We start from the raw sequence: 22,711 nt of genomic DNA, 5'->3' as shown, positions 1-22,711 counted from the left end.
AACTCCTTTTTGTTAAGCAATATGGATGTGATATGTTTTCAACCATTCATTTACTTGTAGCATATACTCCATGGCACTTCTTGCCTCAAAATTGTTAATCTCTTTATTACTTTGATCAGCAATTGAAAGTAAGATGGAATGGTTAATAAGTGAGAAAATAGGATTGTTTTTATTGTTACACATATCAAGTGTTAAATTACGGATTGTTTGTAAGTAGAGTGGATCTTGTGAAGTTGGATAAGCGCTTTTTCTTCTATTGCGTACATCGTCAGGTAAAGCTGGTTGTAGTGCTCTACGTAAAATGCCTTTTTCAATATTATCAATACTTTTTATGTTGAAAGGAACATTCCATAAATATTCAACTAATCTATAATCACAAAACGGTACACGAACTTCAAATCCAACAGCCATACTCATGCGATCCTTACGGTCAAGTAAGAAAGGAAGGAATCTTGTTAAAAATAAATAAAACATTTGGCGTTGTTTCGCGGATTTTTTACTTTCGCCTTCAAGAGTAGGTACTTCAAGTATCGCCTCTTGGAATCGTGTATCAATATAGTCTTCTAGATTACATTGGTTACTTACCTCATTTAGTAGAAGAGGAGATGTATTTTTCCAATTTGTTAGCCAAGGAAACTTATCTACATATAGTAGTTCTTCTTGATGAAACCAAGGATATCCACCGAATACTTCATCAGCCGATTCGCCGGATAAAGCTACGGTCGCATCTTTTTTCATTTCGCAAAATAGTAAATATAGTGAAGTTTCCATTTCACCAGCACTCGGTAAATCTTTTGCATGAAGGGGAACGAATAATTGATTTGCTAATTCTTCAGCATTCACAATAATATCATGATGCGCTGTCCCTACATGTTCAGAAACGCGTTTTACCCAAGGAGCGTCTAAACCAGTGCGAGCAAATGTCAGCTCGAAATCTTTTGCACTATTTACAAAGTCAACGGAATACGTATGAAGTGTTTTATTTTCCGCAGCAAATTCTTTACCCGCAAGTGCAGTAATACCGCTAGAGTCTAATCCGCCTGATAACATACAAACGAGAGGAACATCGGCAATTAATTGTCTTTTTACTGTATCTTGTAAAATAGATAAAATATGCGAAGATGTATCTTCTATAGAGTCTGTATGGAACTTACTTTCTAAATTCCAATACTTCGTAACTACTTTTTTATGACGTGTAAACGTTATACAATGTCCAGCACGCACTTCTTGAATATGTTTAAAGACGCCACATCCTGGAGTGCGAAATAAGCCTAATCCAAATATTTCATTTATTCCACCCGCATCAAGTTCAGCAGGGACAGATGGATGCGCTAATAATGCTTTAATTTCAGAGCCGAAAATAATACTGCCATTTCTTTCTGTAAAAAAGAGTGGTTTTACACCTAAATGATCTCGTGCTAAAAACAATTGTTGCTTCTGATCATCCCATAAGGCAAAAGCGAAAATTCCGTTTAAATATCGCACGCAGTCTTCTTTCCATTCTAAATAAGCATGTAGTAATACTTCTGTATCTGAATGGGTTTCAAATGCATGCCCACATTTTTGAAGCTGCTCTTTAAGTTCACGGAAATTATAAATTTCTCCATTATAAGTAAGAGCATACGTATAATCACCAGCACGGAATGTCTTCGGCTGTGTCCCGCCTTCTGGATCAATTACAATTAAACGCCGGTGTGCAAAGGCCGCATGAGGTGAAAACCAAAATCCTTCAGCATCTGGACCACGATGCTCAATACTATTTGCCATCTTTTTTAAAATAACATGTTGATTTGAAAGGTCTTCCTTCCAATCTACCCAACCTGTAATTCCACACATACACATCTCATCTCCTAAATTAAAATAGTAGATTAACGAAATAAAATGTACACTAAGTTAAAAAGTGACTATATAAATAGTGTACTACATGAATTAAATTACAGACTTGAGAAAATTTTCTTTGAACGCATAGTTATGTGAGACAATGGCTAAGGGAAAGTATTCCATTACATACAAAAAATAAAAAGATGAGAGAAAAAATTTTCTCAGACGTTATATAGGGTGTAAAAGCTTTTACAAAACAATAAGGGGAATCGCTACATGAAATCAAATGAGAAAAATTTTATAAAAAGATTACAGCGGCAAAAAGAAGACGCGTTAGAATTTGTTGTCGATACATACTTACCACTCATAAAGGGGATCACGCATAAAGTTCTACTTCCCATTCAAAATGATGGACTCATAGAGGAATGTATAAACGATATATTTCTTTCCATTTGGAATAACGCAAATAAATTTCATGGAGAGCCGAGTGATTTTAAAAAGTGGATTGCAGCGATTGCAAAGTTTAAAGCAATTGATTATTACCGGAAATCGACTAAAACGGTAGAAATCATTTCAGATGAGTTTCATATCAGTACAGAAAAATCAGCAGAAGACGAATTAATCGTTATGGAAGATAGGGAAGAATTATTGAAGCTCATTAATCAATTAGAACCGCTAGATCAAAAGGTGTTCATTATGAAATATTTATTTGGTATGAAGACAGAGGAAATAGGTGACAAGTTAGGATTAACTCGGGCAGCCATTGATAATCGAGTGTACCGTGGGAAAAAGAAACTACAACAAAATGCTACGAATATTAGTTTTGGAGGTAGTGCAATATGAAAGACATTTATGAACTATTAAATGATATTGATATAGACGAAAAAGAACTAGAAGAAATTGAGGCTTCTGAAATTGAAAAGGAAAAAGTAAAACGAAATGTAAAACAATCGATACGTACGAAGAAAAAGATGAAAAGTTGGAAAAAAGGTGTGGCTGCTGCATCTATTTTAGTAGGATTATCAGTTGCAACACTCGGTATCGGATTTCCTACATATGCGGGGGGATTGCCAATTGTCGGTGACATATTCCGATTATTAGATAATGGTAGAACAGGGTTATATGAAAATTATAAAGAATTTTCGACTGAGTTGAATATGACGAGAGAGAGTAATGGAGTTAAGGTTACAATTAATGATGTAATTTCTGATGGCAGAACATTATCTATAACGTATTCACTGGAAAGTGAGCAGGACTTAGGGGAGGATCCTATCATATTAGGTGGATTGGATATAATGGACGCTCATGGTAGTTCAGGCAGTGGTAAAATGACTAAAGTTAATGAAAAAAAGTATGTAGGTATGGTAACAACGACGCATCATGATAGCAATAAAAAGGACAAAGTAAACTTTAGATGGAATATAGAGAGAATAGAGATGCCAGATAGGAAAAAATCAATACAAGGTAATTGGAATTTCGCCTTAACTGTAAAATCAGTGGATAGTAAAGAGAGAACAATTGGTGGGAGTTCGGAAAAAGAAGGTATAAAAGCAAATATGGAAAAGGTCGCAATATCGCCAGTTTCATTTATTCTTTATTACAATCAAGAGGTTTCTAAGGGCGCGAGGAAAGAATGGGATAGTGTAGATGTTGAATTGACGGTTAAGGATGATTTAGGGAATATTTATTCGGGTGAAGGAAATGGGGGAAGTGGCAACGATCCTTACAATATCCATTGGAGTGCCGCCTTCCAAAAACTAAACGAAAATGCAACAAAGCTTATCGTTACACCTCGCGTGCACTTGCGAGTACATACACCTGAAAATCATGGTGGAGTAGAGTATGTGAATGGGAAAGAGAAGAAAATAGAAGTGCCGAAAAAAGAAGCGAAGAGTAAAGATATTGTGTTAGAAGATGATATTGTCATTGATTTAAAGAAATAAAAAAGAGACTGCCTAAAACCATTTAGGCAGTCTTTTTTTCGTTAAGAACTAGTAACGAGCAATGCATGCGGATGCTGCGTTTTATATTCATCTTTCCACGGAATATTTAGTTGTTCCCACGATTCGCCGCTATCATTGGATTGAAAGACGCCATTGTTATTTAACGTGTAAAACGTATGTGGTTCAGCCTTGTTTGTCGCAAACATCGAAATGACTGTACCGATTGCAGATGGTAGTCCTTGTTGTACTTGCTGGAACGGAGTATCTTTCGTTTTTTGATAAATATAAGATTCATAAGGGATACGGTGATGAGCCAGATCAGCACTTGGCGCGGCAGAAACTAGAATCGTATTACAATCAGCTGGATCAATTGCCATGCTGTATAAATAATGATGTTCAAGTCCCTCACTACATGAGATCCAGCTGTTTCCATTGTTATAACTTTCAAGATAAGCACGATCAGGTCCGCCCATAAATCCGTCACCACATGATGCATAAAGACGATTTGGTGCTTCAGGGTGCATAAGTAATTGATGAGCATCGATAGGAGCACCGAATTTTTTATCAATCCATGTATGCCCTTTATCATTACTTTGAATAACAGCACCAGCTTCGATTGAAACGTGTATTGTATTAGGGTTGTTTGGATCAACTGTAATCCAGCGTACGTGATGGGTAAAAGGTCTAGGCGGGAAAGCCCACGTATAAGAAGATAATAATGATTTCATATTTTTAAGTTCAGTCCACGTTTCACCACCATTTTCAGAGCGAAATAAAGCGCTCGGTTCTGTGCCGACATAAACGACCCCATATCCGTTCACTTGTTCATTTGAGCTTATTGTTATGGAAGTGATAGAGGAGTGTAAAATACCATCTTCTTTAGGGAAATCAAAGTAACGATAAGAATCTCCAATTGGTCTCCATGAATCCCCGCTATCGTCACTTAACCATAGACCTCGTCCAAATGTTCCGCAATATACACGGTTTGGGTGGAACGGATCAACAGCGATACAGGTAGGTTGCATATTTTGTAAGTGGTAAGTCGTTTCATAATTATCATATTGTTCTTTCACTACAACAAGTTCACGTTCCATACAGAGAAATAAACGTTTCATTTAAGTAACCTCCTTAAAATTCTTTCATTAGTAAACAATATGAAAATAAAAAAGAAGTAGTCTTGTTTTATTTGAGAAAAAGGGATTGTCTAAAAAATAGCGAAGTGTGTATACAGAGGAAGCGGGCGTTTACAATCAGTCGATTCGGGATAAAGATGGGGAGTTTGTTTCATACTAACATACAGATATTGTACTTAAAGGAGTATAAGTATGGGACATTCGCATGATCATGGTCATTCAAAAAATAAAAAGGCGTTACTAATTGCCTTCCTACTAACAACAAGTTTTATGATTGCAGAAGTTATTGGTGGATTTGTAACAAATAGCTTAGCACTACTATCTGACGCGGGGCATATGCTAAGTGATGCAGTATCTTTAGCTTTAAGTTTACTTGCGTTTAAGCTCGGAGAAAAAACAGCAACAACTGTGAAAACATATGGATATAAGCGAGTCGAAATGTTAGCAGCATTATGTAACGGTGTCGTTCTTATTGTCATTTCGGTATACATTTTTATTGAAGCAATCCGTCGTTTTAAAGAACCAGTTGAGATTGCTAGTAATGGGATGCTCATTATTGCAGTCCTTGGTCTGCTTATTAATATTTTATCAGCTTGGATATTAATGAGAGGCGGAGATGTGAAAGGTAATTTGAATTTAAGAAGTGCTTTCTTACACGTACTAGGCGATCTATTGGGTTCCGTCGGAGCGATCATTGCTGCGTTACTTATTAAATTTTTCGGATGGACTGCTGCAGATGCGATTGCTAGTATTTTTGTGTCTATTTTAGTCATTATTAGTGGATGGCGTGTAACACGTGATACGGTTCATATATTAATGGAAGGTGCACCACAGCACATAAATGTTGAAGAGGTAAAAAGTACGTTATTAAATATTCCGATTGTCAAAGAAGTTCATGATTTGCACATATGGTCTGTCACATCAGATTTTCAAGTATTAACATGTCATCTTATTATTAAAGGGAATGAAACGCAAAGTGTATTAAAAGAGGCTACGTATGTATTAAAGGAGAAATTTCATGTAGAACATGTCACCATTCAAGTAGAAATAGATGGTGAATTTCATCATGATGAGACAACTTGCAAAGTATGAAAGAAAAAGGATAAGAAAAAGTGTCATAACATTTTTCGCACGGCATACATATATATAATGTGGCCACAAATACTTTGCAAGGTAAATATTTCATGAAATTACTTTACTTATAAAGAGTCATCTTTTATAATCAAAAGTGGTAATTGATAAAGATTATCATTTTCAATGATCGTAGAAAGGAGTTTTTTAAAAGATGAGTAGTCAACTCCGTTTTGCTGTTGAAAATCGTAAGAGGCATTTAATTGATGAGTTAATTGGAGCAGGTGTGTTTAAGATTCGCGACCGACAATTATACGAGCTGTCTTTAGAGGAATTGGAAAAAGAGTACGAAGATATGGAAGATTATGCAAATATTCAGGCGTAGCTATATAGATTAGTAAAAGGAGAGCTGGTTACGATATAATGTAACCAGCTCTCTTTTTATTTCGTAGAAATTATTTTTTGTATTTCTTTCATGGGACGGAGCCAGTTTTGAGTCATTATTTGTTCCATTTGTTTTTCGTCCTGCTTCTGCAATGCTTGAATGATAGAGTGATGTTCTTCAATAGATTGACTTGCTGGAACAAAGTTTTGGAAAAACAAATATTCAAGACGTAAAACGTGAAGTTGTATATTTTCTAGAAAGGGTTCAATATATTGATTTTTAGCAATAGAAGAAATTGTATTGTGGAATTGTATATCTAATTCTAAAGCTTGTTTTGCGTTTTTTTTCTCTATAGAGTGCTGAAAATGATCATTTATTTCAGAAAGTAGTTGAATATCAGCGTCTGTAATGTTTTGAAGAGCTTGCTTTCCTATAATAGAGTGAAGACCAGCCATCGTTTCATAAATGATAGATACGTCGTCTAACTTAATAGGAGCAATTTTCGTTTTTTGCCCTGGTACCATTTCCACTAATCCAGAAAGCTCTAATATTTGAAGTGCTTCCCTTACAGGTGTTCTGCTTACTCCTAGTGCCTCAGCCAATTCCCCATCATTAATTTTTTCATTGGGCTTCAGTACACCTTCAATAATCCAATTCTGTAGTTGATTTAAAACGAGTGATTTTGCTGAAATTCTTCCTGGTTTTTTATAATTTTGAGGGACAGGCATAGTGAATTCAATCCTTTCATTGTATATTTTCTTTTTTTGCATGAACAAGCTTTAATTTTTGTTTCCCTTCATCCGGCTTTTGGCTTAAGATGAGCACCATTACAATGACACAAAAAGCGCCTAATAACTGAAAAGATTGAAATGGCACGTGCAATATAAGTACAGAAGAAATAATAGCTGCGAGTGGTTCTGTGCAACCAAATAATGTTGTTTCTTTCGGAGTAAGGTATCGTATGCTGTCTAAGTATAAATAAAAGGCAATAAGTGTCCCGAAAATGACGACAAATGTGATGAGCGGTAGGGTACTTAGTTTTACATATTTCATAGTTGATAATAAAATGAATTCGTTTGTAGAAATAAAGTGTACAATCGTTACACCAATACCCCCAATAATCATGCCCCATCCAACGATAACGGAGGAAGACCATTTTTCTAACAATTCCTTTGAATATAAACTATAAAAAGCGAGAGATAATCCAGATAAAACACCCCAAATAATAGCTGGTGTAGAAACAGCCAAGTTATGAACAGACCCGTTTGTTAGTAAGAGAAAAGTGCCTACTAATGAAAGGGTAATTGAAATGAAATCAATTTTTGATGGACGAACGTTCCATTTGAAAAGTAAGTATACAGTGATGAATATAGGAGCTAAATATTGTAATAATGTTGCCACGGCAGCATTTCCTTCTTTAATTGAAGCGAAATACGTATACTGTACAGCAAGCATACCGAATAGACCAAACAAAATCATTTTAATAGCATCAGATTTTTGTTTCCAAATGCCAAATATCTCTTTTTTTCTCGTTCCGAATGAGGAAATAATGAGCAAAATAATTCCAGATATAAGTAAACGGATCGTAACTAACCATTCGGTTGAAACATTGTCATATTGAAAAAGCTGTTGTGCAGCTGTACCAGACAAGCCCCATAAACAAGCACCGATTATGACCATTATAATTCCTTTTAATCGATTTGAATCCATATGATTTAAAATTCTCCTTTCTAAAAATATAAATTGAATACAATATGCAATATATCACAGAATGACTCGTTAATAAACTGAAATTTCTAATTTTATTTTTTTATGTATAGTAAAATATTGTAGAGGAGGGGGAGTATATGTTAGCTGGATTTTTAGTTTGTTTATTTGTTGGGTTACTTATCATTTTTTTAGGGTATCAAATACATGTGAAAAAGAGGTTGTTTTTGTTAGCGGGATATCAAGAAGAAACGTTTGTTGGAGATAAAAATAAATTAGCGAAGCTTTCAGGAGCATTTTCTTATATAGTTGGAGTTGCTACTATAATATTACCGCTTGGCTTAGAAAAAATAGGGGATGTAGTTGGTATCGTATATGCTATATTAATTGTTTTAGGTACAGTTGTATTTATAATTAAAGCAAACCTATTAAATAAGAGTGCTATAAAGTAAAAAGGCTTCATTCTACTGAAGCCTTTTATTAATTATTATGAAGTATAAGTAAAAGCCGGAATAGGATCAATAAATGTATTCCACTTTTGTCCCATTTCCTTTTCTGTTAATAGACAATCATCTAATGATTGTTCAATCACAGAACGATTCATATCAATACCGATAAATACGAGCTCAGTTATTCGATCTCCATATCGCTCGTCCCAGTTTTTTAATACTTCTGGTTCTTCTGCAATCATTTGATTTCTTTCAGTTTCAGGTAATGCGGCTATCCATTCACCGGCTCCTTGAATTGTAATAGAGGAACCTGCTTGAGATAGAAGCCCTATCATATTATTACGAGATGCGAGCCAGAAGAATCCTTTCGCTCTTACAACATCTAAAGGCCATTTTTCTAGCCAATTCATAAGGCGCTCGGGATGGAAAGGATATTTGCGACGGTAAACAAAGGAATTGATACCGTATTCTTCCGTTTCCGGTGTATGATGTTCACTATTTAATTCTTGTATCCAGCCGGCCGATTGACTAGCTTCTTCATAATTAAATAGATTTGTGTTTAAAATTTCTTGTAATGGTACTTTGCTAAACGAAGCTTCAAGAATTTTTGCATTAGGATTTAATTTTTTTAGTAAATGATGAAGCTCTATCACATCTTCTTTTTCTAGCAAATCTATTTTATTAAGAATAATTACGTTTGCAAACTCAATTTGATCTATTAATAAATCAATAACTTCCCGGGTATCATTCTCATCGATTGCTTGTTTTCGGTCTAATAAACTTTCTCCGTCTGCAAAATCATCCCAAAACCTATTTGCATCTACAACTGTAACCATCGTATCGAGGCGACAATTTCTCGTTAAATCAATGTTAAGAACTTCGTCTGTATAAGTAAATGTTTGAGCAACTGGAATAGGCTCACTTATACCAGAAGATTCAATAATAATATAGTCAATATCACCATTTTCAACAAGACGATTCACTTCTAGCATTAAATCTTCTCGTAGTGTACAACAAATACAGCCATTTTGAATTTCTACTAGTTTTTCCTCCGTACGTGAAAAACCACCCTTTTTTATAAGAGATGCATCAATGTTTACTTCGCTCATGTCATTAACGATGACAGCTACTTTTAAGTTATTCTTATTAGTCAAAATGTGATGTAGTAAGGTAGTTTTTCCGGATCCTAAAAAACCACTCAATACAGTGATAGGTACTTTTTTCATGAAATGATCTCTCCTTTAAATCGTAATGATTACGTTTTATGTTAAACGATGGGAAAAGAAAAAGCAAGAATAAATCATAATGATTACGATTTAAGAATAGAAATAGACTATAAAATTTGTGCTGTAGTATGGAGCATTTGGACAAGCACATGTTTACATATAAATAAAATGGAGGCGAGAAGCTTGGTCTTTAATAGAGTTTCAAAAGAATTAGTAGGCATAGCTCTTATCGCTATGTTTCTCTTTTTATTATTTTTTGTAGATTTTACAAGTCTAGCAAATTTGCACAAAAATATGCCACAGGAATGGTTGAATGTGAATACAGTATTTTTAAGTATCATTTTTGAAGCAATACCCTTTATTTTATTAGGGGTAATTGTTTCTTCATGTATTCAAGTGTTTGTGACGGAAGATATGATTCAAAAAGTAATGCCGAAATCTCCGATTGTTGCAATGATTCCGGCAGTATTTGTGGGAGTTCTTTTTCCAATGTGTGAATGTGTCATTATACCAATTGTAAGAAGGCTCATTCAAAAGGGGTTACCACTTCATGTAGGCATTGTTATTTTACTGAGTGCACCCATTATGAATCCAGTTGTTCTTTTATCTACTGTATATGCGTTTCAAAAAAATGATTACGTTGTATATGCACGCTTTGGGATAACAATTTTAGTTGCTCTATTCATAGGTCTAATTGTGTATTATTGCTATCGCGAAAGAAATGTTTTAAAAAATGTAGAGGTTTCAGTTCAAACAAGCAAAAAAAAGAGTTGGAAAGATGTTATGAATCATATTGTAGATGAGTTTTTTGATACTGGTAAGTATTTATTGATTGGTGCTTTTTTAGCAAGTGTATTTCAAACGTTTTTTGATCGGAATGTACTGGATGCAGTAGCACATAACGAAGTAATTGCCCCCTTTATTATGATGGGATTTGGTTATGTTTTATCAATTTGCTCTGCAGCCGATGCTTTTATAGCGGCATCTTTTGGACATGTTTTCTCGGTAAAGGCACTTCTCGCATTTCTTGTATTTGGGCCTATGCTTGATATGAAAAATACGTTAATGCTATTTGCATATTTTCAAAAGAGATTTGTATTCTTTTTGATAGGAATTGTCATTGCATCTGTGTATACCATCCTGCAAATCATAATGTTATAGGAGGTGAGAAAGAATGGAGAAAGAGGAGCAGAAGGCATATCATCGCTATATTCGTGGCATTATTTTAATTGGTTTAGCAATGCTCTTATTTAAACTACTTGTAACAGGGAATATTTATAATTTTATCGCTCCAAAAATGATTAAATTTACGTATATAGCTTTTGTAGTGATTTTAATTTTTGGTACTGTACAAGTTTGGGGAGATGGAAGAGAGAAACAGCATGATTGTAATTGTTGTAAACATCATACAACATCAAAATCAGGGATAAAAAGTTTCTTTGTATATGTTTTATTTGTTGTTCCGATAGTTAGTGCTTTTCTCTTTGGAAGTGTAACAATTGATGGAAGTTTAGCAGGAAAAAGGGGTATGAATCAAAGTGTACAGGCGAGAAGTCTGGAAAGGAATGAAAAAGAGGGGGAACAGGTTAATTTTGATGGGCGAGAAGTATCCGTTGATCCAGAAGAAACATCAAATTTATCAACGACTTATAAAACGGAAGAGCAAGTAGTAAAAAGTATGTTAGGACAGCGTAAACTACAAGTAAAGGATAAGGACTATGTTCAAACAATGAATGTAATTGGTCAAAATGTTAATTGGTTTAAAGGGAAAGAAATTACATTCTTAGGGTTTATATATAAGGATAAAGATGTGACGGGTAATAAAGCAGTAGTGGCTCGATATGGTATAACTTGTTGTATTGCGGATGCATCAGTCTGGGGGATGATTGTTACCGGGAAAAATATTGAAAAAACTCCAGAAGAAACATGGGTGAAAATAACAGGATTATTAGATGAAACGACATATAAAGGAACAGTCTTTCCACTTGTAAAAGTAAACAAAATCGAGAAAATTAATAAGCCAACTGACCCATATGTATATGATGCTTTACCTTAATAGAAAAGAATAAATTCTTCATATTTTCATGAAATAGAATCATAATCAAGGCGATAAAAAAATAAAGATAAGAGTAATTTGGTTTGTTAAAAATATGTGCAGAAGGAGTTATGCGATGAACTGGGTTACTCATAAACCATCATTTGAATTTGAAACATTTAGTCCTATTATTCGGTCACAATCTGCGTGGAGTGGACATTTAGATTTTGCATATGACTTAGTACGATTTGAAAAACCAGAAACTTTAGTTGAGTTAGGTACACATCTAGGTGCTTCTTTCTTCAGTTTTTGTCAAGGAGTAAAAGATGGAGGGTTATCGACTAAATGCTTTGCAGTAGATACTTGGGCTGGAGATGGGCATACAGGTCCATATGGAGAAGGAGTTTTTCAAATAGTAGAAAAAGTAGTGAGTGATAACTACCTTAATATAGGAAATTTAATTCGATCTACTTTTGATGATGCTGTAGACCGGTTTCAAGATGAAACGATAAATCTTTTGCATATTGATGGCTATCATACGTATGAAGCTGTTTCTCACGATTATAATACATGGCTACCGAAAGTCGCGAAAAACGGTATTGTATTATTTCATGATATTGAAGTTAGAAGTGGTGATTTCGGCGTATATAAGTTTTGGGATGAGGTAAAAGCGAAGTACCCTCATTTTCAATTTGCGCATTCATATGGACTGGGAGTGTTATTTCCGAAGGGTTGTAGTGATAAGTTTGAAGAAATACTTAAAAATAAAGAAGAAATACAAAATATGTATAAATAAAGGTAGGGCATGCATCATTTTTATGATGTGTGCCCTATTTTTTATGTAGAAAATAATGGTGTGAATTAAAAAGTTAAGATAGTTGTAAAAAGTTTTGTTGCAGCAAATATTAAAAAAGTTAGTATGGGATTGTTCCTTGTAAATAAAATAAAGCTTTAATACGTTCATATCAATCCGGGATTTTACAGTAGTTAATTTCTTAACTAGGTACTTTGCACTTACTAAATTTTGATACAAGGGTCTTATTGACCGAAAATATCGGGATAAATAAAAATACAACATTTTTTATATTTTTCATTGCGAAAAACGTAATCTACTTTTACAATAGAAAGGGTTGTGAATATATTATACTGGAAAAATAAATCGAAATAATATGAAAATTTTGTTTTGTCTTCGCTAATTGTATATTACATACATGTAAGACGACATACGTCATGTTATCGACTTGTAAGGAGAGAAAAAAATGAAAAGTGTAAGATTACCATCGATGCTAGAAATCATAGTTCTTTTATTACTATTTCTTGCTGTTGTCTTTTCCTTCCAAACGATTTTTGATCTCCCAATTCAATTAGCGCTATTTATTTCATGGTTTTTAGTAATTGCGCTTGGATTAAGATTAGGATTTCGTTATCAAGAATTGCAAGATGCAATTACGAAAGGGATTTCTAACGGATTAGAAGCAATACTGATTTTAGTTGCAGTAGGTGCTTTAATTGGAACATGGATTGCTGGTGGGGTAGTACCAACATTAATCTATTATGGATTAGAATTTATTCACCCTAGCATATTCCTATTAGCAACATTAATTATTTGTTCTATAACTTCTATCGCAACAGGAACGTCTTGGGGAACAGTGGGAACAGCAGGTATTGCTATGATGGCGATTGGTGAAGGACTTGGTTTACCACTTCCGCTTGTTGCTGGTGCAGTTCTTTCAGGAGCTTATTTCGGCGACAAATTATCACCACTTTCTGATAGCACAGTTCTTGCAGCTTCTATGGCGAAAGTAGATGTTATTGCTCACGTTCGAGCTATGCTCGTATTAGATGTTCCGGCTTATATTATTACTAGTATTATGTTTACTGTAGCTGGTTGGATGTATGGCGGCGATAATGTAGATTTGAATCGAGTAGAATTTTTAAAAGAAGCTTTATTAAAGCAATTTGATATTAAAATATGGATGCTTATTCCAGCGGTCATTGTTATCGTTCTATTAGCGATGAAGAAACCGTCTATGCCAACAATTGCAATGGGAGCTTTAATTGGTGCAATTTGGGCAACTCTTTTCCAAGGGATGAACTTTGGAGAGGCGATTGGAACAGCTTATAACGGATTCTCAATTCAATCTGGTGTTGAGTTTGTTGACAAGTTATTAAACCGTGGTGGAATTAACGGCATGCTTGGCTCAGTAGCCGTTATTATTTTCGGTTTAGGATTTGGTGGATTACTTGAAAAACTAGGTGTTTTAAAAGTAATCGTATCAAAATTTGAGAAGAAATTAAATTCTGCAGGTAATGTAACATTGTCTACATTAATCGTCGCATTCTTAGCTAATATATTTGGTTGTGCGATGTATGTATCACTAATTTTAACACCAAAAATTATGGAAGATAGCTATGATAAATTAAAAATAGACCGTCGTGTATTAGCACGTAACTCAGAAGTAGGTGGAACGTTAACTTCAGGTATGGTTCCATGGTCTGATAATGGTATTTTTATGGCTGGTATTTTAGGTGTAGCAACGTTCTCATACGTTCCGTTTATGTGGTTAAGCTTCGTATCGTTAATTTTAGCAGTTATTTACGGATATACAGGCAAATTCATCTGGTATGTAGATGATGCAGATAAAGGAAAGCAAGCATCATAAAATAAAAATCACCTTCTACAATATGTAGAAGGTGATTTTTTTATTTTTTAATAGCATTTTCTGAAGTTATTTCATTCTCATATTTAGCAATTTTTTGTTGTATCTTTTTTAAGTTTTTTTCAGTGTCTTGAATGAGCTGTAAGACATTGGTCTCCTGTTGTTTCATTAATTCTAACCTTTGAAGGATGGTAGATTCTCCTTCCATAGACCAGTCGATAAATTGTTTTATTTTTTGAATTGGCATACCAGTGTTTTTTAAACACAAAATCATCTCTAAATATTTCAGTGCTTCTTCATCAAAAACTCGATCTCCTTTTTCGTTTCTTTGCAGAAAAGGAAACAGTCCTTGTTTATCGTAATAACGTATTTGAGAAATAGTTAAGTGTTGCATTTTGGCGACTTGCCCAATTGTATAATACATATCATTCATCCTTTTATTACCAAGGTATAATGCCATCTTTGTTAAATATTTTACCATTATAGTTTGTTTCACTTAATGCATATTTAATAATAATTTTAGCACTTTCAGTGGTTGTATGGCCACCGGGGGAATTTCCATTAAGATCCGTAGTTGTAAAACCAGGAGTTACTCCAAATACTTCTGGACCGTTAGTGGCAAATTCTTTACTAAAAGCTAATGTTAAAGCATTAATAGCTGTTTTGGAAGAATTATATCCTAGTGTATTAATTGGATGTGTTTCACCATTAGCAAACATTGTTAGTGAGGCCATGTCAGTTGTTACATTTATGATTTTACTGTTGCTTGATTTCTTTAATAATGGTAAAAAGGCTTGCATCATTTGGAAAGTTCCAAAAAAGTTAACTTCAAATCCTTGGCGTAAAGTTTCAATATTTAATTCACTAGGTAGCGTATTGAAGTCTAGCGCTATGCCTGCGTTATTAATTAATAAATGTAAGTGGTCAGTCGTTTCGTAAATTTTCTTTGTTGCTTCTTGAATGGATTGTGAATTTGAAATATCTACTTGAATATAGGAAACGTTTGAAACATTTAAAGATTCTACGGCTTGTTGTCCAAGTTGTTCATTACGAGCACCTAAAAATACGTGGTAATCTTTTTCTGCTAATTGACGAACAAGTTCATATCCAATTCCTTTATTCGCACCTGTTATAAAAGCATATTTTTTCATATTGAATTCCTCCAGTAGTGTTATAGTAGGTTACAATGGAAAGGATACAGCCTAAACTTAAGTTTAGGTCAAGAGGAATTTTTTAAAATAAATATAGAATATCTATATATAAGAGTGAGAATTCTTATCATTTAAGAGAAAGTCTGTTATTATAAGAGATGTAGGTATTATATTTTCAAGGGGATGAAAACATGGAGTACAGAATTGAAAGAGATACATTAGGAGAAATAAAAGTTCCAGCTGATAAATTATGGGCAGCACAAACACAACGTAGTAAAGAAAACTTTCCAATTGGAACAGAGCAAATGCCGCTTGAAATTGTAAAAGCATTTGCAATTTTAAAGAAGAGTGCAGCGCTTAGCAATCAAAAATTAGGAAAGCTATCAGAAGAAAAAGCAGAAGCAATTGTAGAAGCTGCGGATGAAGTGATTGCAGGGAAATGGAATGAACATTTTCCGCTTGTCGTATGGCAAACAGGTAGTGGTACACAGTCAAACATGAATGTGAATGAAGTAATTGCAAATCGTGGGAATCAAATTTTGAAAGAGAAGGGATCTGACGTACATATTCATCCGAATGATGATGTGAACATGTCACAAAGTTCAAATGATACATTTCCAACGGCGCTTCATGTAGCTTGTGTAATCGCAGTAGAAAATCACGTATTACCAGCAATTACGAAATTAAAAGAAACTTTAGCAGAAAAAGTAACTGCATTTGAACATATTATAAAAATTGGTCGTACACATTTACAAGATGCAACGCCGTTAACTTTAGGGCAAGAAATTAGCGGATGGCACCGTATGCTTGAAAAAACAGAGCGTATGATTGCAGAGAGCAATACATATATGAAAGAGTTAGCAATTGGTGGAACTGCGGTTGGAACAGGTATTAATGCTCATCCTAAATTTGGTGAGATGGTATCAGAGGAAATTAGTCAATTTACAGGTAAACAATTTGTTTCTGCACCAAATAAGTTCCATGCATTAACGAGCCATGATGAAGTTGTATATACTCACGGTGCATTAAAAGCATTAGCTGCGGATCTAATGAAGATTGCTAACGATGTACGTTGGCTTGCAAGTGGTCCACGTAGTGGTCTTGGAGAGATTATTATTCCAGCAAATGAACCAGGGAGCTCTATTATGCCTGGTAAAGTAAATCCAACGCAAAGTGAAGCATTAACGATGGTTGTAGCGCAAGTGATGGGGAATGATGCAACAATCGGATTTGCTGCGAGCCAAGGTAACTTTGAGTTAAATGTATTTAAACCTGTTATTGCTTATAACTTCTTACAATCAGCTCACTTATTAGCGGATGCAATTGTTTCGTTTAATGACAATTGTGCAGTTGGTATTGAAGCAGATGAAGAAGTAATTAATGAAAATGTGAATCGTTCACTAATGCTTGTAACAGCGCTAAACCCACATATCGGATATGAAAATGCAGCGAAAATTGCGAAGCATGCTCATAAAGAAGGATTAACTTTAAAAGAAGCAGCGTTGCAATCTGGACTACTAACAGAAGAGCAATTTAATGAAATTGTAGATCCAAAGAAAATGATTGCTCCAAAAGAGTAATAGAAAAAGCCAAGATTCTTAGTATAGAATCTTGGCTTTTTTGATGTTCATTTTTAAGTTTCATCTACTTACAATAATGCAAGCTTCAAAATATATTATTTGTTAGCAGGCGTATTCATTACTTTCATCTGTGGGCAGTTCTCTTTTAAGAGTGAAATGAATTTTTCTTCTTCTTGTGGTACGAAAGTGGTCACTGAGTCAAATAAATTATAATTAATTTCTAATTGTTGCCTCGTCCATTTTTTTGAACGAAGTTTTTTGCCAGAGTACTTAATATGACGAATGTCTTTAAATGGGATTTCAGTACGAAGTATGAAACCGTGTTTTACAACAAGAGATGATTCCGTTACGTTGTAGTGAGAGAAATAGAATGAAGAAAGATTCACGATATTTAGCAGCATCATGAGAGTGAAAAAAATAGAATTTTCATTTTGGAAGAATAACGAAACGAAAAAAATAATTATAAATAATGTAATGAAAATGACGTGGAATGGATTTTTTTTCGCTTTAAACTTCAAGTTAGTCACCTCGGTATACTTGTTCTTTAACTAAATTAAATCATAACATTGTGATAAAACGTGTGAATATGCAGAATTGCATATTCACACGTTTTATTATTCATGTAAAATTTCTTGATGGGATAAATTCAAAAGAAGTTTTGTAATAGTGGAGTGGCATGAAGTGACTTACAAGAATAGAAAGATAGCGTTAGTCATAATTAGTTGTATGATGATTATGAGTAGTTGTGCTAATAAATTTGTTGAAGATAGAAATCGAAAGCATACATTTGTACAAGCAAGTAAGGTTTTAGTAGAGACTGTAAATAGAATATATAAAAAGTAAAGGATGTTTTCTTATACGAAAACATCTTTTTTGTAGTTAAAATTGAATACTGAAGTTTTGGAATGAGTGAATACCAGTTCCATATTCACTAATCGCATATGTATTCTGTGCAATTTGTTTATCGGTAAACTAAGGGTCTTGAAGAATATTTATGTTCTATTTCACATCCTATAAAATGAATTTGTATAAACATATTCGCTTTTCTTTGTATTAAACCCTTTTGTTAGATGTTTTTATAAAAGTTTATAAAATGGGTAAACGAAACATTGAAATGTTTGTTTGCGTTGTGATAAGATGGTGAAGTGATAGTAAACGTTATACTGATTTGTTTGGTTTTAAATAAACATTTTAAAGGGGTGTTTAGTATGAGCGATATTTCAGAGAAGTTTTGGGATGCGTCAATAGAGGAATTAAAGAAAGGGTATGTGTTTGATGAAGAAAAAGAGGAGTACATTTGCTTAGCTTGTGGTGAAACATTTATTAAAGGTGTTATTTATCAAGATAACCAAATTTTGTATGAAGCAGAGAAGTTCGTCCAATTGCATATTCAAAATGAGCATACGTCTATGTTTGATTATTTGTTAAATATGGATAAGAAATTTACTGGTTTAACGGATTTACAAAAGAAAATGGTTCAGTTTTTCCATATGGGACTGAATGATAAAGAAATTGTAAAAGAAATGGATGGCGGAAGTACATCAACAATTCGTAATCATCGATTTACACTGCGAGAGAAAATGAAGCAAGCAAAAGTATTTTTAGCGCTAATGGAATTATCAGAAGAAAAATCAAAAGTACAAACGAAATTTGTGCCAATTCATAGAACAGCAACGATGGTGGATAATCGATACAATATTACGGAAGAAGAAAATGATGAAGTATTAAAAGCTCATTTTACAGAAGGATTAGATGGACCTCTCTCTAAATTTCCGAAGAAACAAAAGCGTAAATTAATTATATTGCGCCATTTAGTGAAGAAGTTTGATAGTAATAAAAAGTATACTGAAAAAGAAGTAAATACAGTGATAGAAAATGTATACCCTGATTTTGTAACATTAAGAAGATATTTAATCGAATATGGATTTTTAGATCGAACAGCCGATGGAAGTCAATATTGGGTGAAGTTATAATTATACGAAAAGAAAATGAATAGAAGCACAGTATTATAACAACTATACAAAGAGATAGAGATTGAAAATAGATGTTTAATAAAAGGAGAAATGAAATTTGAAACCACCTGCAGATAACAATAAAGAAGGTGCGGAGTCGCATAAGTTGGAAAGTGAGAGTAAACCGATTTGGAAATCGATGTCGATGTTTTTAGTACCGTTATTATTAAGTAATGTACTACAATCAGTTGGACAATTATTTGGTATGGTAGTAGTAGGAAGATGGCTTGGAGTTAATGATTTAGCGGCTATATCAGCATTCTTTCCTTTGTTCTTTTTACTTGTTTCATTCGTAATTGGAATAGGTTCGGGTAGTTCTATTTTAATTGGTCAGGCGTTTGGTGCTAAAAACGAAGATCGTTTAAAAGCTATCGTTGGTACGACGTTGACATTTACCTTTATTATTGGAGTTGTGTTAGCGATAATAGGCAGTATTTTTGCGATGGATATTATGCGTCTAATGGGAACGCCAGAAAATATTATTGAAATAAGTGTACATTATGCACGGATTTTATTTATATCGATGCCAGTATTATTTTTATATTTCGCATACACAACATTTATGAGAGGTACAGGGGATTCTAAAACGCCATTTTACTTTTTAATTGTAAGTACAGCGCTAAATATGATCTTATTACCGATTCTTATTTTTGGATGGTTAGGAGCTCCGAAATTAGATGTGTATGGAGCAGCCTATGCCTCTGTTATATCCACAGTTATTACGTTTATTGTCATGCTCGTGTATTTAAAGAAGAAAAATCACCCATTACAACTAGATGGAACGGTTAGAAAATATCTTCGAATGGATGGGGAGTTATTAAAGTTATTGTTAAGGCTCGGTATTCCAGCGAGTATTAATATGATATTAGTTTCATTATCTGAAATTGCGGTAATCGTATTTGTAAATCGTTACGGATCGGATGCAACAGCTGCTTACGGCGTTGTGAATCAAGTTGCAAGTTATGTACAAATGCCAGCAGTTAGCCTTGGTATTACAGTTTCTATTTTTGCAGCACAATCAATTGGGGCGAATCAATTTGATCGATTGCAGAAAGTTGTGAAGGCCGGAATTATTATGAACTACGTCATCGGTGGTGTGTTAATATCTCTTATTTACTTATTCTCAAGAGATATTTTATCACTATTTTTAACGAGTCAAACTACAATTGAAATTGCTCATAGCTTAGTTATGATTACGTTATGGAGTTATTTAATTTTCGGTCATGCACAAATTATTAGTGCGACAATGCGAGCGAGCGGTACAGTACTTTGGCCAACTGTTATTGGAGTTGTTTCAATTTGGCTTGTAGAAGTACCCGTAGCATATTATCTTTCTTACCATACAAGTCTTGGAATAGAAGGCATCTGGATCGGGTATCCAGCAGCATTTATTGTCAGCTTAATATTACAGTATGCATATTATAAGCTTTCATGGCAAAAGAAACGAATTACACGATTAGTTAGTTAAATAGAAAAAATGTCCCTAAGTTATTAGACTTAGGGACATTTTTTCGTAAGTGCAGGTTTACAAATAGCTTTTTAAAGTGATATCAAAATGTTGTCTAATGAGTGTTTTATCACTCATATAAAACTCCCACGCTTTTTCCGGTTCACCGATAATCTCAAAGGATTCTTCTGTAATATATAAAGCGCAATTATCCTCGAGTGCAATTCCTTCTATATTCCCTTGATGATTTTGTAAAAAGGAATGGAAGGCGTTCATTCTGTTTAATTGATTATAATGTGGACAAAATCTTTTATTAACAATCCCCCATCCGTTACTTTCTATATAACCAGAACCTTCATAATCTGATCTGATACTAGACGTGAACCAACACATAGCACCAGCGCTATAACCAGCAATAAGTGTTCCTTGTTGCAGAGCCAATAATAATTTTTCATCGAGTCTATGTTCTTTCCATTGCGTAAGCATGTGAATATAGTTCCCGCCACCTAGATAAATTAAATCGGCTGAATGAATCATCTCGTCTATTTCATACTTAGAAGGTGAATCTGTTGTAGTACGTAAAATTTGTACTTCACAATGTAATTGTTTTTCAAACGTGTCTAAAAATAATTTTATATAGCTTTCATCATCATGACTAGCCGTTGGAATAAACAATATTTTTGGGTACTGTTTATTTGTTAATTCTATAAGGCGTTCATTAATAGGCAAGTGATTTGAATCTTGTAAAGCACCGCCACCAATGACAGCTAATTTCATAGTAAAGCACCACCTAATCATTTTTGTTATATAAAAATTCGATAGAAGAGAGTTACATTCCTTCCGTAATGTAATCAATAATTAGAAAATATAGCTTAAGTATATCGGAATAGTAAAGAAACTACTGACTATATATACCAATGCATTAGAAACCATTCATTGATATATAATATTTCATACTAATGTTTCAAAATATGGAAAAAATATGTTTAAATAGATATAATGACGCATTCATTCATATTGAATTTATACTTATATTTTAAAAGGGTATCGGAAATAATAGCGATTTTCTAAAACAGTTTTTACTTTTAATAGGAAGTTGTATTACAATATGGTAAAATTATTTCAATATATTTATTTAATATGAAATACAAAGAAGGAGCGTGAAAAAAGTGGATTTTCGATTTGAATTTACAACGAAGCTGAAAGAATACTTAGACGATGAGAAGGATGAAAAAATAATAAAAGATGGACATAGAGATGTAATTTTTCACTATTTATATGCATTAGAGACTGAAATTGGCGTTGTTAAAAATCCTAATTTTACTTTTTTTGCATCAGGAAGACGTTCACATATAGTGTTAGAAAACGTTGAATTTAAAACAGAAGTGAATGTGAAAAGTAATATAATCGAAATTGTAAAAATAGTGGATAATGTAGTTATTCCGTTAGATACTATCGTAGCGAAAGATCGGGAATTATTTGCCCTTGGGCGTAATGAGAAGTTTAGTGTACAAATATTAGAGCAGTACCTTTTTGATACATTTGGAGAAAAATTAGGTTTAAAATGAATGGAATAGCCTATGTATTTATAGGTAGTTAATTTTCGTATATATCATTTACGTTTGACCTTTCATTTAATTTATACTACAATTCGTAGTGTGAAAGGAGTTGTACAATGTTTACTCAAAACTATAAGTTAAATGAGCACGGGTTAAATCATTTCTTTGGACCGCTTGAAGCAAAAATTATGGAGATTGTTTGGTCTAGCGATGGTATTACGATTAAAGAAGTGCAGCAGAAATTAAGTGAAGAATCACCTGTGAATTTTAACACTGTTATGACAGTTATGAACAGGTTAGTAGAGAAATTACACTTAGAAAAACAGACTGTGAAAAGAAGTGGCATATATCGTGCTGTACAAACGAAAGAAGAATTCTTATCCAATCAAACGAAGAAAATGACACAGGAATTGATGGGGGAATTTGGAGATTTAGTTGTAAATCATATGTTAGATGAGTTAGAGCAGGCTGATCCGACTTTAATAAAAAAGTTAGAAGACAAATTGAGTCAGTTAAAAAAAGAGGATTAATG

General features: G+C 33.7%; 24 protein-coding genes. 15 read left to right on the top strand and 9 right to left on the bottom strand.

What is annotated here, in order from left to right:
- Window positions 1-12: 12 nt before the first annotated feature.
- Complete coding sequence (gene asnB / locus IBT51_RS02125) at window positions 13-1,836, bottom strand: asparagine synthase (glutamine-hydrolyzing) (protein ID WP_089170762.1); 1,824 nt, start codon at window positions 1,834-1,836, stop codon at window positions 13-15.
- 261 nt (window positions 1,837-2,097) lie between these two features.
- Here asnB and IBT51_RS02120 point away from each other — a divergent pair, with 261 nt between their 5' ends.
- Both IBT51_RS02120 and IBT51_RS02115 read left to right on the top strand, forming a co-directional pair.
- On the top strand, window positions 2,098-2,664 hold the full coding sequence (locus tag IBT51_RS02120) for a sigma-70 family RNA polymerase sigma factor (protein WP_053564809.1): 567 nt from the start codon (window positions 2,098-2,100) through the stop codon (window positions 2,662-2,664).
- Entirely contained in the window at window positions 2,661-3,764 is a 1,104-nt protein-coding gene (locus tag IBT51_RS02115; RefSeq protein WP_200457963.1) for a DUF4179 domain-containing protein, read from the top strand. The genes IBT51_RS02120 and IBT51_RS02115 overlap by 4 nt, the downstream gene beginning before the upstream one ends.
- 41 nt (window positions 3,765-3,805) lie before the next feature.
- On the opposite strand, the gene IBT51_RS02110 is transcribed toward IBT51_RS02115, so the two are convergent.
- A complete protein-coding gene (locus tag IBT51_RS02110; RefSeq protein ID WP_200457962.1) occupies window positions 3,806-4,879 on the bottom strand; it encodes a WD40/YVTN/BNR-like repeat-containing protein in 1,074 nt (357 codons plus the stop codon).
- Between the two features lie 210 nt (window positions 4,880-5,089).
- Between IBT51_RS02110 and IBT51_RS02105 the strand changes: the two genes are divergently transcribed.
- Both IBT51_RS02105 and fbpA read left to right on the top strand, forming a co-directional pair.
- The gene (locus IBT51_RS02105) at window positions 5,090-5,989 is read left to right on the top strand and encodes a cation diffusion facilitator family transporter (protein ID WP_095691108.1); all 900 of its coding nucleotides are present in this window, start codon (window positions 5,090-5,092) and stop codon (window positions 5,987-5,989) included.
- Between the two features lie 193 nt (window positions 5,990-6,182).
- Window positions 6,183-6,353, top strand: coding sequence for a Fur-regulated basic protein FbpA (gene fbpA, locus IBT51_RS02100; RefSeq protein ID WP_000098302.1), 171 nt, complete (start codon window positions 6,183-6,185; stop codon window positions 6,351-6,353).
- 56 nt (window positions 6,354-6,409) lie between these two features.
- Here fbpA and IBT51_RS02095 read toward each other — a convergent pair whose 3' ends face one another.
- Both IBT51_RS02095 and IBT51_RS02090 read right to left on the bottom strand, forming a co-directional pair.
- Entirely contained in the window at window positions 6,410-7,081 is a 672-nt protein-coding gene (locus IBT51_RS02095) for a GntR family transcriptional regulator (RefSeq protein WP_089172099.1), read from the bottom strand.
- A gap of 16 nt (window positions 7,082-7,097) precedes the next feature.
- Entirely contained in the window at window positions 7,098-8,063 is a 966-nt protein-coding gene (locus IBT51_RS02090; protein ID WP_098382586.1) for a DMT family transporter, read from the bottom strand.
- Between the two features lie 137 nt (window positions 8,064-8,200).
- Between IBT51_RS02090 and IBT51_RS02085 the strand changes: the two genes are divergently transcribed.
- Entirely contained in the window at window positions 8,201-8,512 is a 312-nt protein-coding gene (locus IBT51_RS02085) for a DUF3784 domain-containing protein (RefSeq protein WP_089170766.1), read from the top strand.
- Window positions 8,513-8,547: 35 nt separating this feature from the next.
- On the opposite strand, the gene IBT51_RS02080 is transcribed toward IBT51_RS02085, so the two are convergent.
- Window positions 8,548-9,735 (bottom strand): GTP-binding protein, encoded by a 1,188-nt coding sequence (locus tag IBT51_RS02080; protein ID WP_200457961.1) that lies wholly within the window; start codon window positions 9,733-9,735, stop codon window positions 8,548-8,550.
- Between the two features lie 168 nt (window positions 9,736-9,903).
- On the opposite strand from IBT51_RS02080, the gene IBT51_RS02075 reads away from it, so the two are divergent.
- The 4 genes from IBT51_RS02075 (at window position 9,904) to nhaC (ending at window position 14,433) form a co-directional block, all read left to right on the top strand.
- Window positions 9,904-10,896: a permease gene (locus IBT51_RS02075; protein ID WP_200458016.1), complete on the top strand. Its 993-nt coding sequence runs from the start codon at window positions 9,904-9,906 to the stop codon at window positions 10,894-10,896.
- Window positions 10,897-10,909: 13 nt separating this feature from the next.
- Entirely contained in the window at window positions 10,910-11,791 is an 882-nt protein-coding gene (locus tag IBT51_RS02070) for a TIGR03943 family putative permease subunit (protein ID WP_053564801.1), read from the top strand.
- 115 nt (window positions 11,792-11,906) lie between these two features.
- Entirely contained in the window at window positions 11,907-12,566 is a 660-nt protein-coding gene (locus IBT51_RS02065) for a class I SAM-dependent methyltransferase (RefSeq protein WP_001104670.1), read from the top strand.
- Window positions 12,567-13,029: 463 nt separating this feature from the next.
- Complete coding sequence (gene nhaC / locus IBT51_RS02060) at window positions 13,030-14,433, top strand: Na+/H+ antiporter NhaC (RefSeq protein ID WP_000843986.1); 1,404 nt, start codon at window positions 13,030-13,032, stop codon at window positions 14,431-14,433.
- A 40-nt stretch (window positions 14,434-14,473) separates the two neighbouring features.
- On the opposite strand, the gene IBT51_RS02055 is transcribed toward nhaC, so the two are convergent.
- Together IBT51_RS02055 and IBT51_RS02050 are read right to left on the bottom strand one after the other, a co-directional pair.
- The gene (locus tag IBT51_RS02055) at window positions 14,474-14,854 is read right to left on the bottom strand and encodes a MerR family transcriptional regulator (protein WP_002153132.1); all 381 of its coding nucleotides are present in this window, start codon (window positions 14,852-14,854) and stop codon (window positions 14,474-14,476) included.
- Window positions 14,855-14,870: 16 nt separating this feature from the next.
- Entirely contained in the window at window positions 14,871-15,581 is a 711-nt protein-coding gene (locus IBT51_RS02050; protein WP_000759552.1) for an SDR family NAD(P)-dependent oxidoreductase, read from the bottom strand.
- Between the two features lie 191 nt (window positions 15,582-15,772).
- Here IBT51_RS02050 and fumC point away from each other — a divergent pair, with 191 nt between their 5' ends.
- The gene (gene fumC, locus IBT51_RS02045) at window positions 15,773-17,161 is read left to right on the top strand and encodes a class II fumarate hydratase (protein WP_053564799.1); all 1,389 of its coding nucleotides are present in this window, start codon (window positions 15,773-15,775) and stop codon (window positions 17,159-17,161) included.
- A 95-nt stretch (window positions 17,162-17,256) separates the two neighbouring features.
- Here the strand turns inward: fumC and IBT51_RS02040 are convergent, their stop codons facing one another.
- Window positions 17,257-17,679 (bottom strand): PH domain-containing protein, encoded by a 423-nt coding sequence (locus IBT51_RS02040; protein WP_000669072.1) that lies wholly within the window; start codon window positions 17,677-17,679, stop codon window positions 17,257-17,259.
- Window positions 17,680-17,842: 163 nt separating this feature from the next.
- On the opposite strand from IBT51_RS02040, the gene IBT51_RS02035 reads away from it, so the two are divergent.
- The 3 genes from IBT51_RS02035 to IBT51_RS02025 all read left to right on the top strand — a co-directional run bounded on the left by IBT51_RS02035 (window position 17,843) and on the right by IBT51_RS02025 (window position 20,641).
- On the top strand, window positions 17,843-18,004 hold the full coding sequence (locus IBT51_RS02035; protein ID WP_000221432.1) for a hypothetical protein: 162 nt from the start codon (window positions 17,843-17,845) through the stop codon (window positions 18,002-18,004).
- A gap of 365 nt (window positions 18,005-18,369) precedes the next feature.
- Window positions 18,370-19,134: a DUF2087 domain-containing protein gene (locus tag IBT51_RS02030; RefSeq protein WP_200457960.1), complete on the top strand. Its 765-nt coding sequence runs from the start codon at window positions 18,370-18,372 to the stop codon at window positions 19,132-19,134.
- 97 nt (window positions 19,135-19,231) lie between these two features.
- Window positions 19,232-20,641, top strand: coding sequence for an MATE family efflux transporter (locus IBT51_RS02025; protein WP_200457959.1), 1,410 nt, complete (start codon window positions 19,232-19,234; stop codon window positions 20,639-20,641).
- Window positions 20,642-20,698: 57 nt separating this feature from the next.
- Here the strand turns inward: IBT51_RS02025 and IBT51_RS02020 are convergent, their stop codons facing one another.
- Window positions 20,699-21,397, bottom strand: coding sequence for a peptidase E (locus IBT51_RS02020; protein ID WP_200457958.1), 699 nt, complete (start codon window positions 21,395-21,397; stop codon window positions 20,699-20,701).
- Between the two features lie 392 nt (window positions 21,398-21,789).
- On the opposite strand from IBT51_RS02020, the gene IBT51_RS02015 reads away from it, so the two are divergent.
- Together IBT51_RS02015 and IBT51_RS02010 are read left to right on the top strand one after the other, a co-directional pair.
- On the top strand, window positions 21,790-22,188 hold the full coding sequence (locus IBT51_RS02015; protein ID WP_000347529.1) for a DUF3942 family protein: 399 nt from the start codon (window positions 21,790-21,792) through the stop codon (window positions 22,186-22,188).
- A gap of 107 nt (window positions 22,189-22,295) precedes the next feature.
- Window positions 22,296-22,709 (top strand): BlaI/MecI/CopY family transcriptional regulator, encoded by a 414-nt coding sequence (locus tag IBT51_RS02010; protein ID WP_000495052.1) that lies wholly within the window; start codon window positions 22,296-22,298, stop codon window positions 22,707-22,709.
- The last annotated feature ends 2 nt before the right edge of the window (window positions 22,710-22,711 follow it).

The organism is Bacillus sp. S71 (assembly GCF_016625265.1).
Lineage (GTDB): Bacteria > Bacillota > Bacilli > Bacillales > Bacillaceae_G > Bacillus_A > Bacillus_A cereus.
Note: the sequence above shows the minus strand (reverse complement) of the source record. Positions and strands in the feature narration are given on the sequence as shown.

What these genes read in the sequence shown, in the direction of transcription:
- asnB (WP_089170762.1), bottom strand. Translation starts at nt 1,836, where the DNA reads ATGTGTGGAATTACAGGTTGGGTAGATTGGAAGGAAGACCTTTCAAAT.
- IBT51_RS02120 (WP_053564809.1), top strand. Translation starts at nt 2,098, where the DNA reads ATGAAATCAAATGAGAAAAATTTTATAAAAAGATTACAGCGGCAAAAA.
- IBT51_RS02115 (WP_200457963.1), top strand. Translation starts at nt 2,661, where the DNA reads ATGAAAGACATTTATGAACTATTAAATGATATTGATATAGACGAAAAA.
- IBT51_RS02110 (WP_200457962.1), bottom strand. Translation starts at nt 4,879, where the DNA reads ATGAAACGTTTATTTCTCTGTATGGAACGTGAACTTGTTGTAGTGAAA.
- IBT51_RS02105 (WP_095691108.1), top strand. Translation starts at nt 5,090, where the DNA reads ATGGGACATTCGCATGATCATGGTCATTCAAAAAATAAAAAGGCGTTA.
- fbpA (WP_000098302.1), top strand. Translation starts at nt 6,183, where the DNA reads ATGAGTAGTCAACTCCGTTTTGCTGTTGAAAATCGTAAGAGGCATTTA.
- IBT51_RS02095 (WP_089172099.1), bottom strand. Translation starts at nt 7,081, where the DNA reads ATGCCTGTCCCTCAAAATTATAAAAAACCAGGAAGAATTTCAGCAAAA.
- IBT51_RS02090 (WP_098382586.1), bottom strand. Translation starts at nt 8,063, where the DNA reads ATGGATTCAAATCGATTAAAAGGAATTATAATGGTCATAATCGGTGCT.
- IBT51_RS02085 (WP_089170766.1), top strand. Translation starts at nt 8,201, where the DNA reads ATGTTAGCTGGATTTTTAGTTTGTTTATTTGTTGGGTTACTTATCATT.
- IBT51_RS02080 (WP_200457961.1), bottom strand. Translation starts at nt 9,735, where the DNA reads ATGAAAAAAGTACCTATCACTGTATTGAGTGGTTTTTTAGGATCCGGA.
- IBT51_RS02075 (WP_200458016.1), top strand. Translation starts at nt 9,904, where the DNA reads ATGGAGGCGAGAAGCTTGGTCTTTAATAGAGTTTCAAAAGAATTAGTA.
- IBT51_RS02070 (WP_053564801.1), top strand. Translation starts at nt 10,910, where the DNA reads ATGGAGAAAGAGGAGCAGAAGGCATATCATCGCTATATTCGTGGCATT.
- IBT51_RS02065 (WP_001104670.1), top strand. Translation starts at nt 11,907, where the DNA reads ATGAACTGGGTTACTCATAAACCATCATTTGAATTTGAAACATTTAGT.
- nhaC (WP_000843986.1), top strand. Translation starts at nt 13,030, where the DNA reads ATGAAAAGTGTAAGATTACCATCGATGCTAGAAATCATAGTTCTTTTA.
- IBT51_RS02055 (WP_002153132.1), bottom strand. Translation starts at nt 14,854, where the DNA reads ATGTATTATACAATTGGGCAAGTCGCCAAAATGCAACACTTAACTATT.
- IBT51_RS02050 (WP_000759552.1), bottom strand. Translation starts at nt 15,581, where the DNA reads ATGAAAAAATATGCTTTTATAACAGGTGCGAATAAAGGAATTGGATAT.
- fumC (WP_053564799.1), top strand. Translation starts at nt 15,773, where the DNA reads ATGGAGTACAGAATTGAAAGAGATACATTAGGAGAAATAAAAGTTCCA.
- IBT51_RS02030 (WP_200457960.1), top strand. Translation starts at nt 18,370, where the DNA reads ATGAGCGATATTTCAGAGAAGTTTTGGGATGCGTCAATAGAGGAATTA.
- IBT51_RS02020 (WP_200457958.1), bottom strand. Translation starts at nt 21,397, where the DNA reads ATGAAATTAGCTGTCATTGGTGGCGGTGCTTTACAAGATTCAAATCAC.
- IBT51_RS02010 (WP_000495052.1), top strand. Translation starts at nt 22,296, where the DNA reads ATGTTTACTCAAAACTATAAGTTAAATGAGCACGGGTTAAATCATTTC.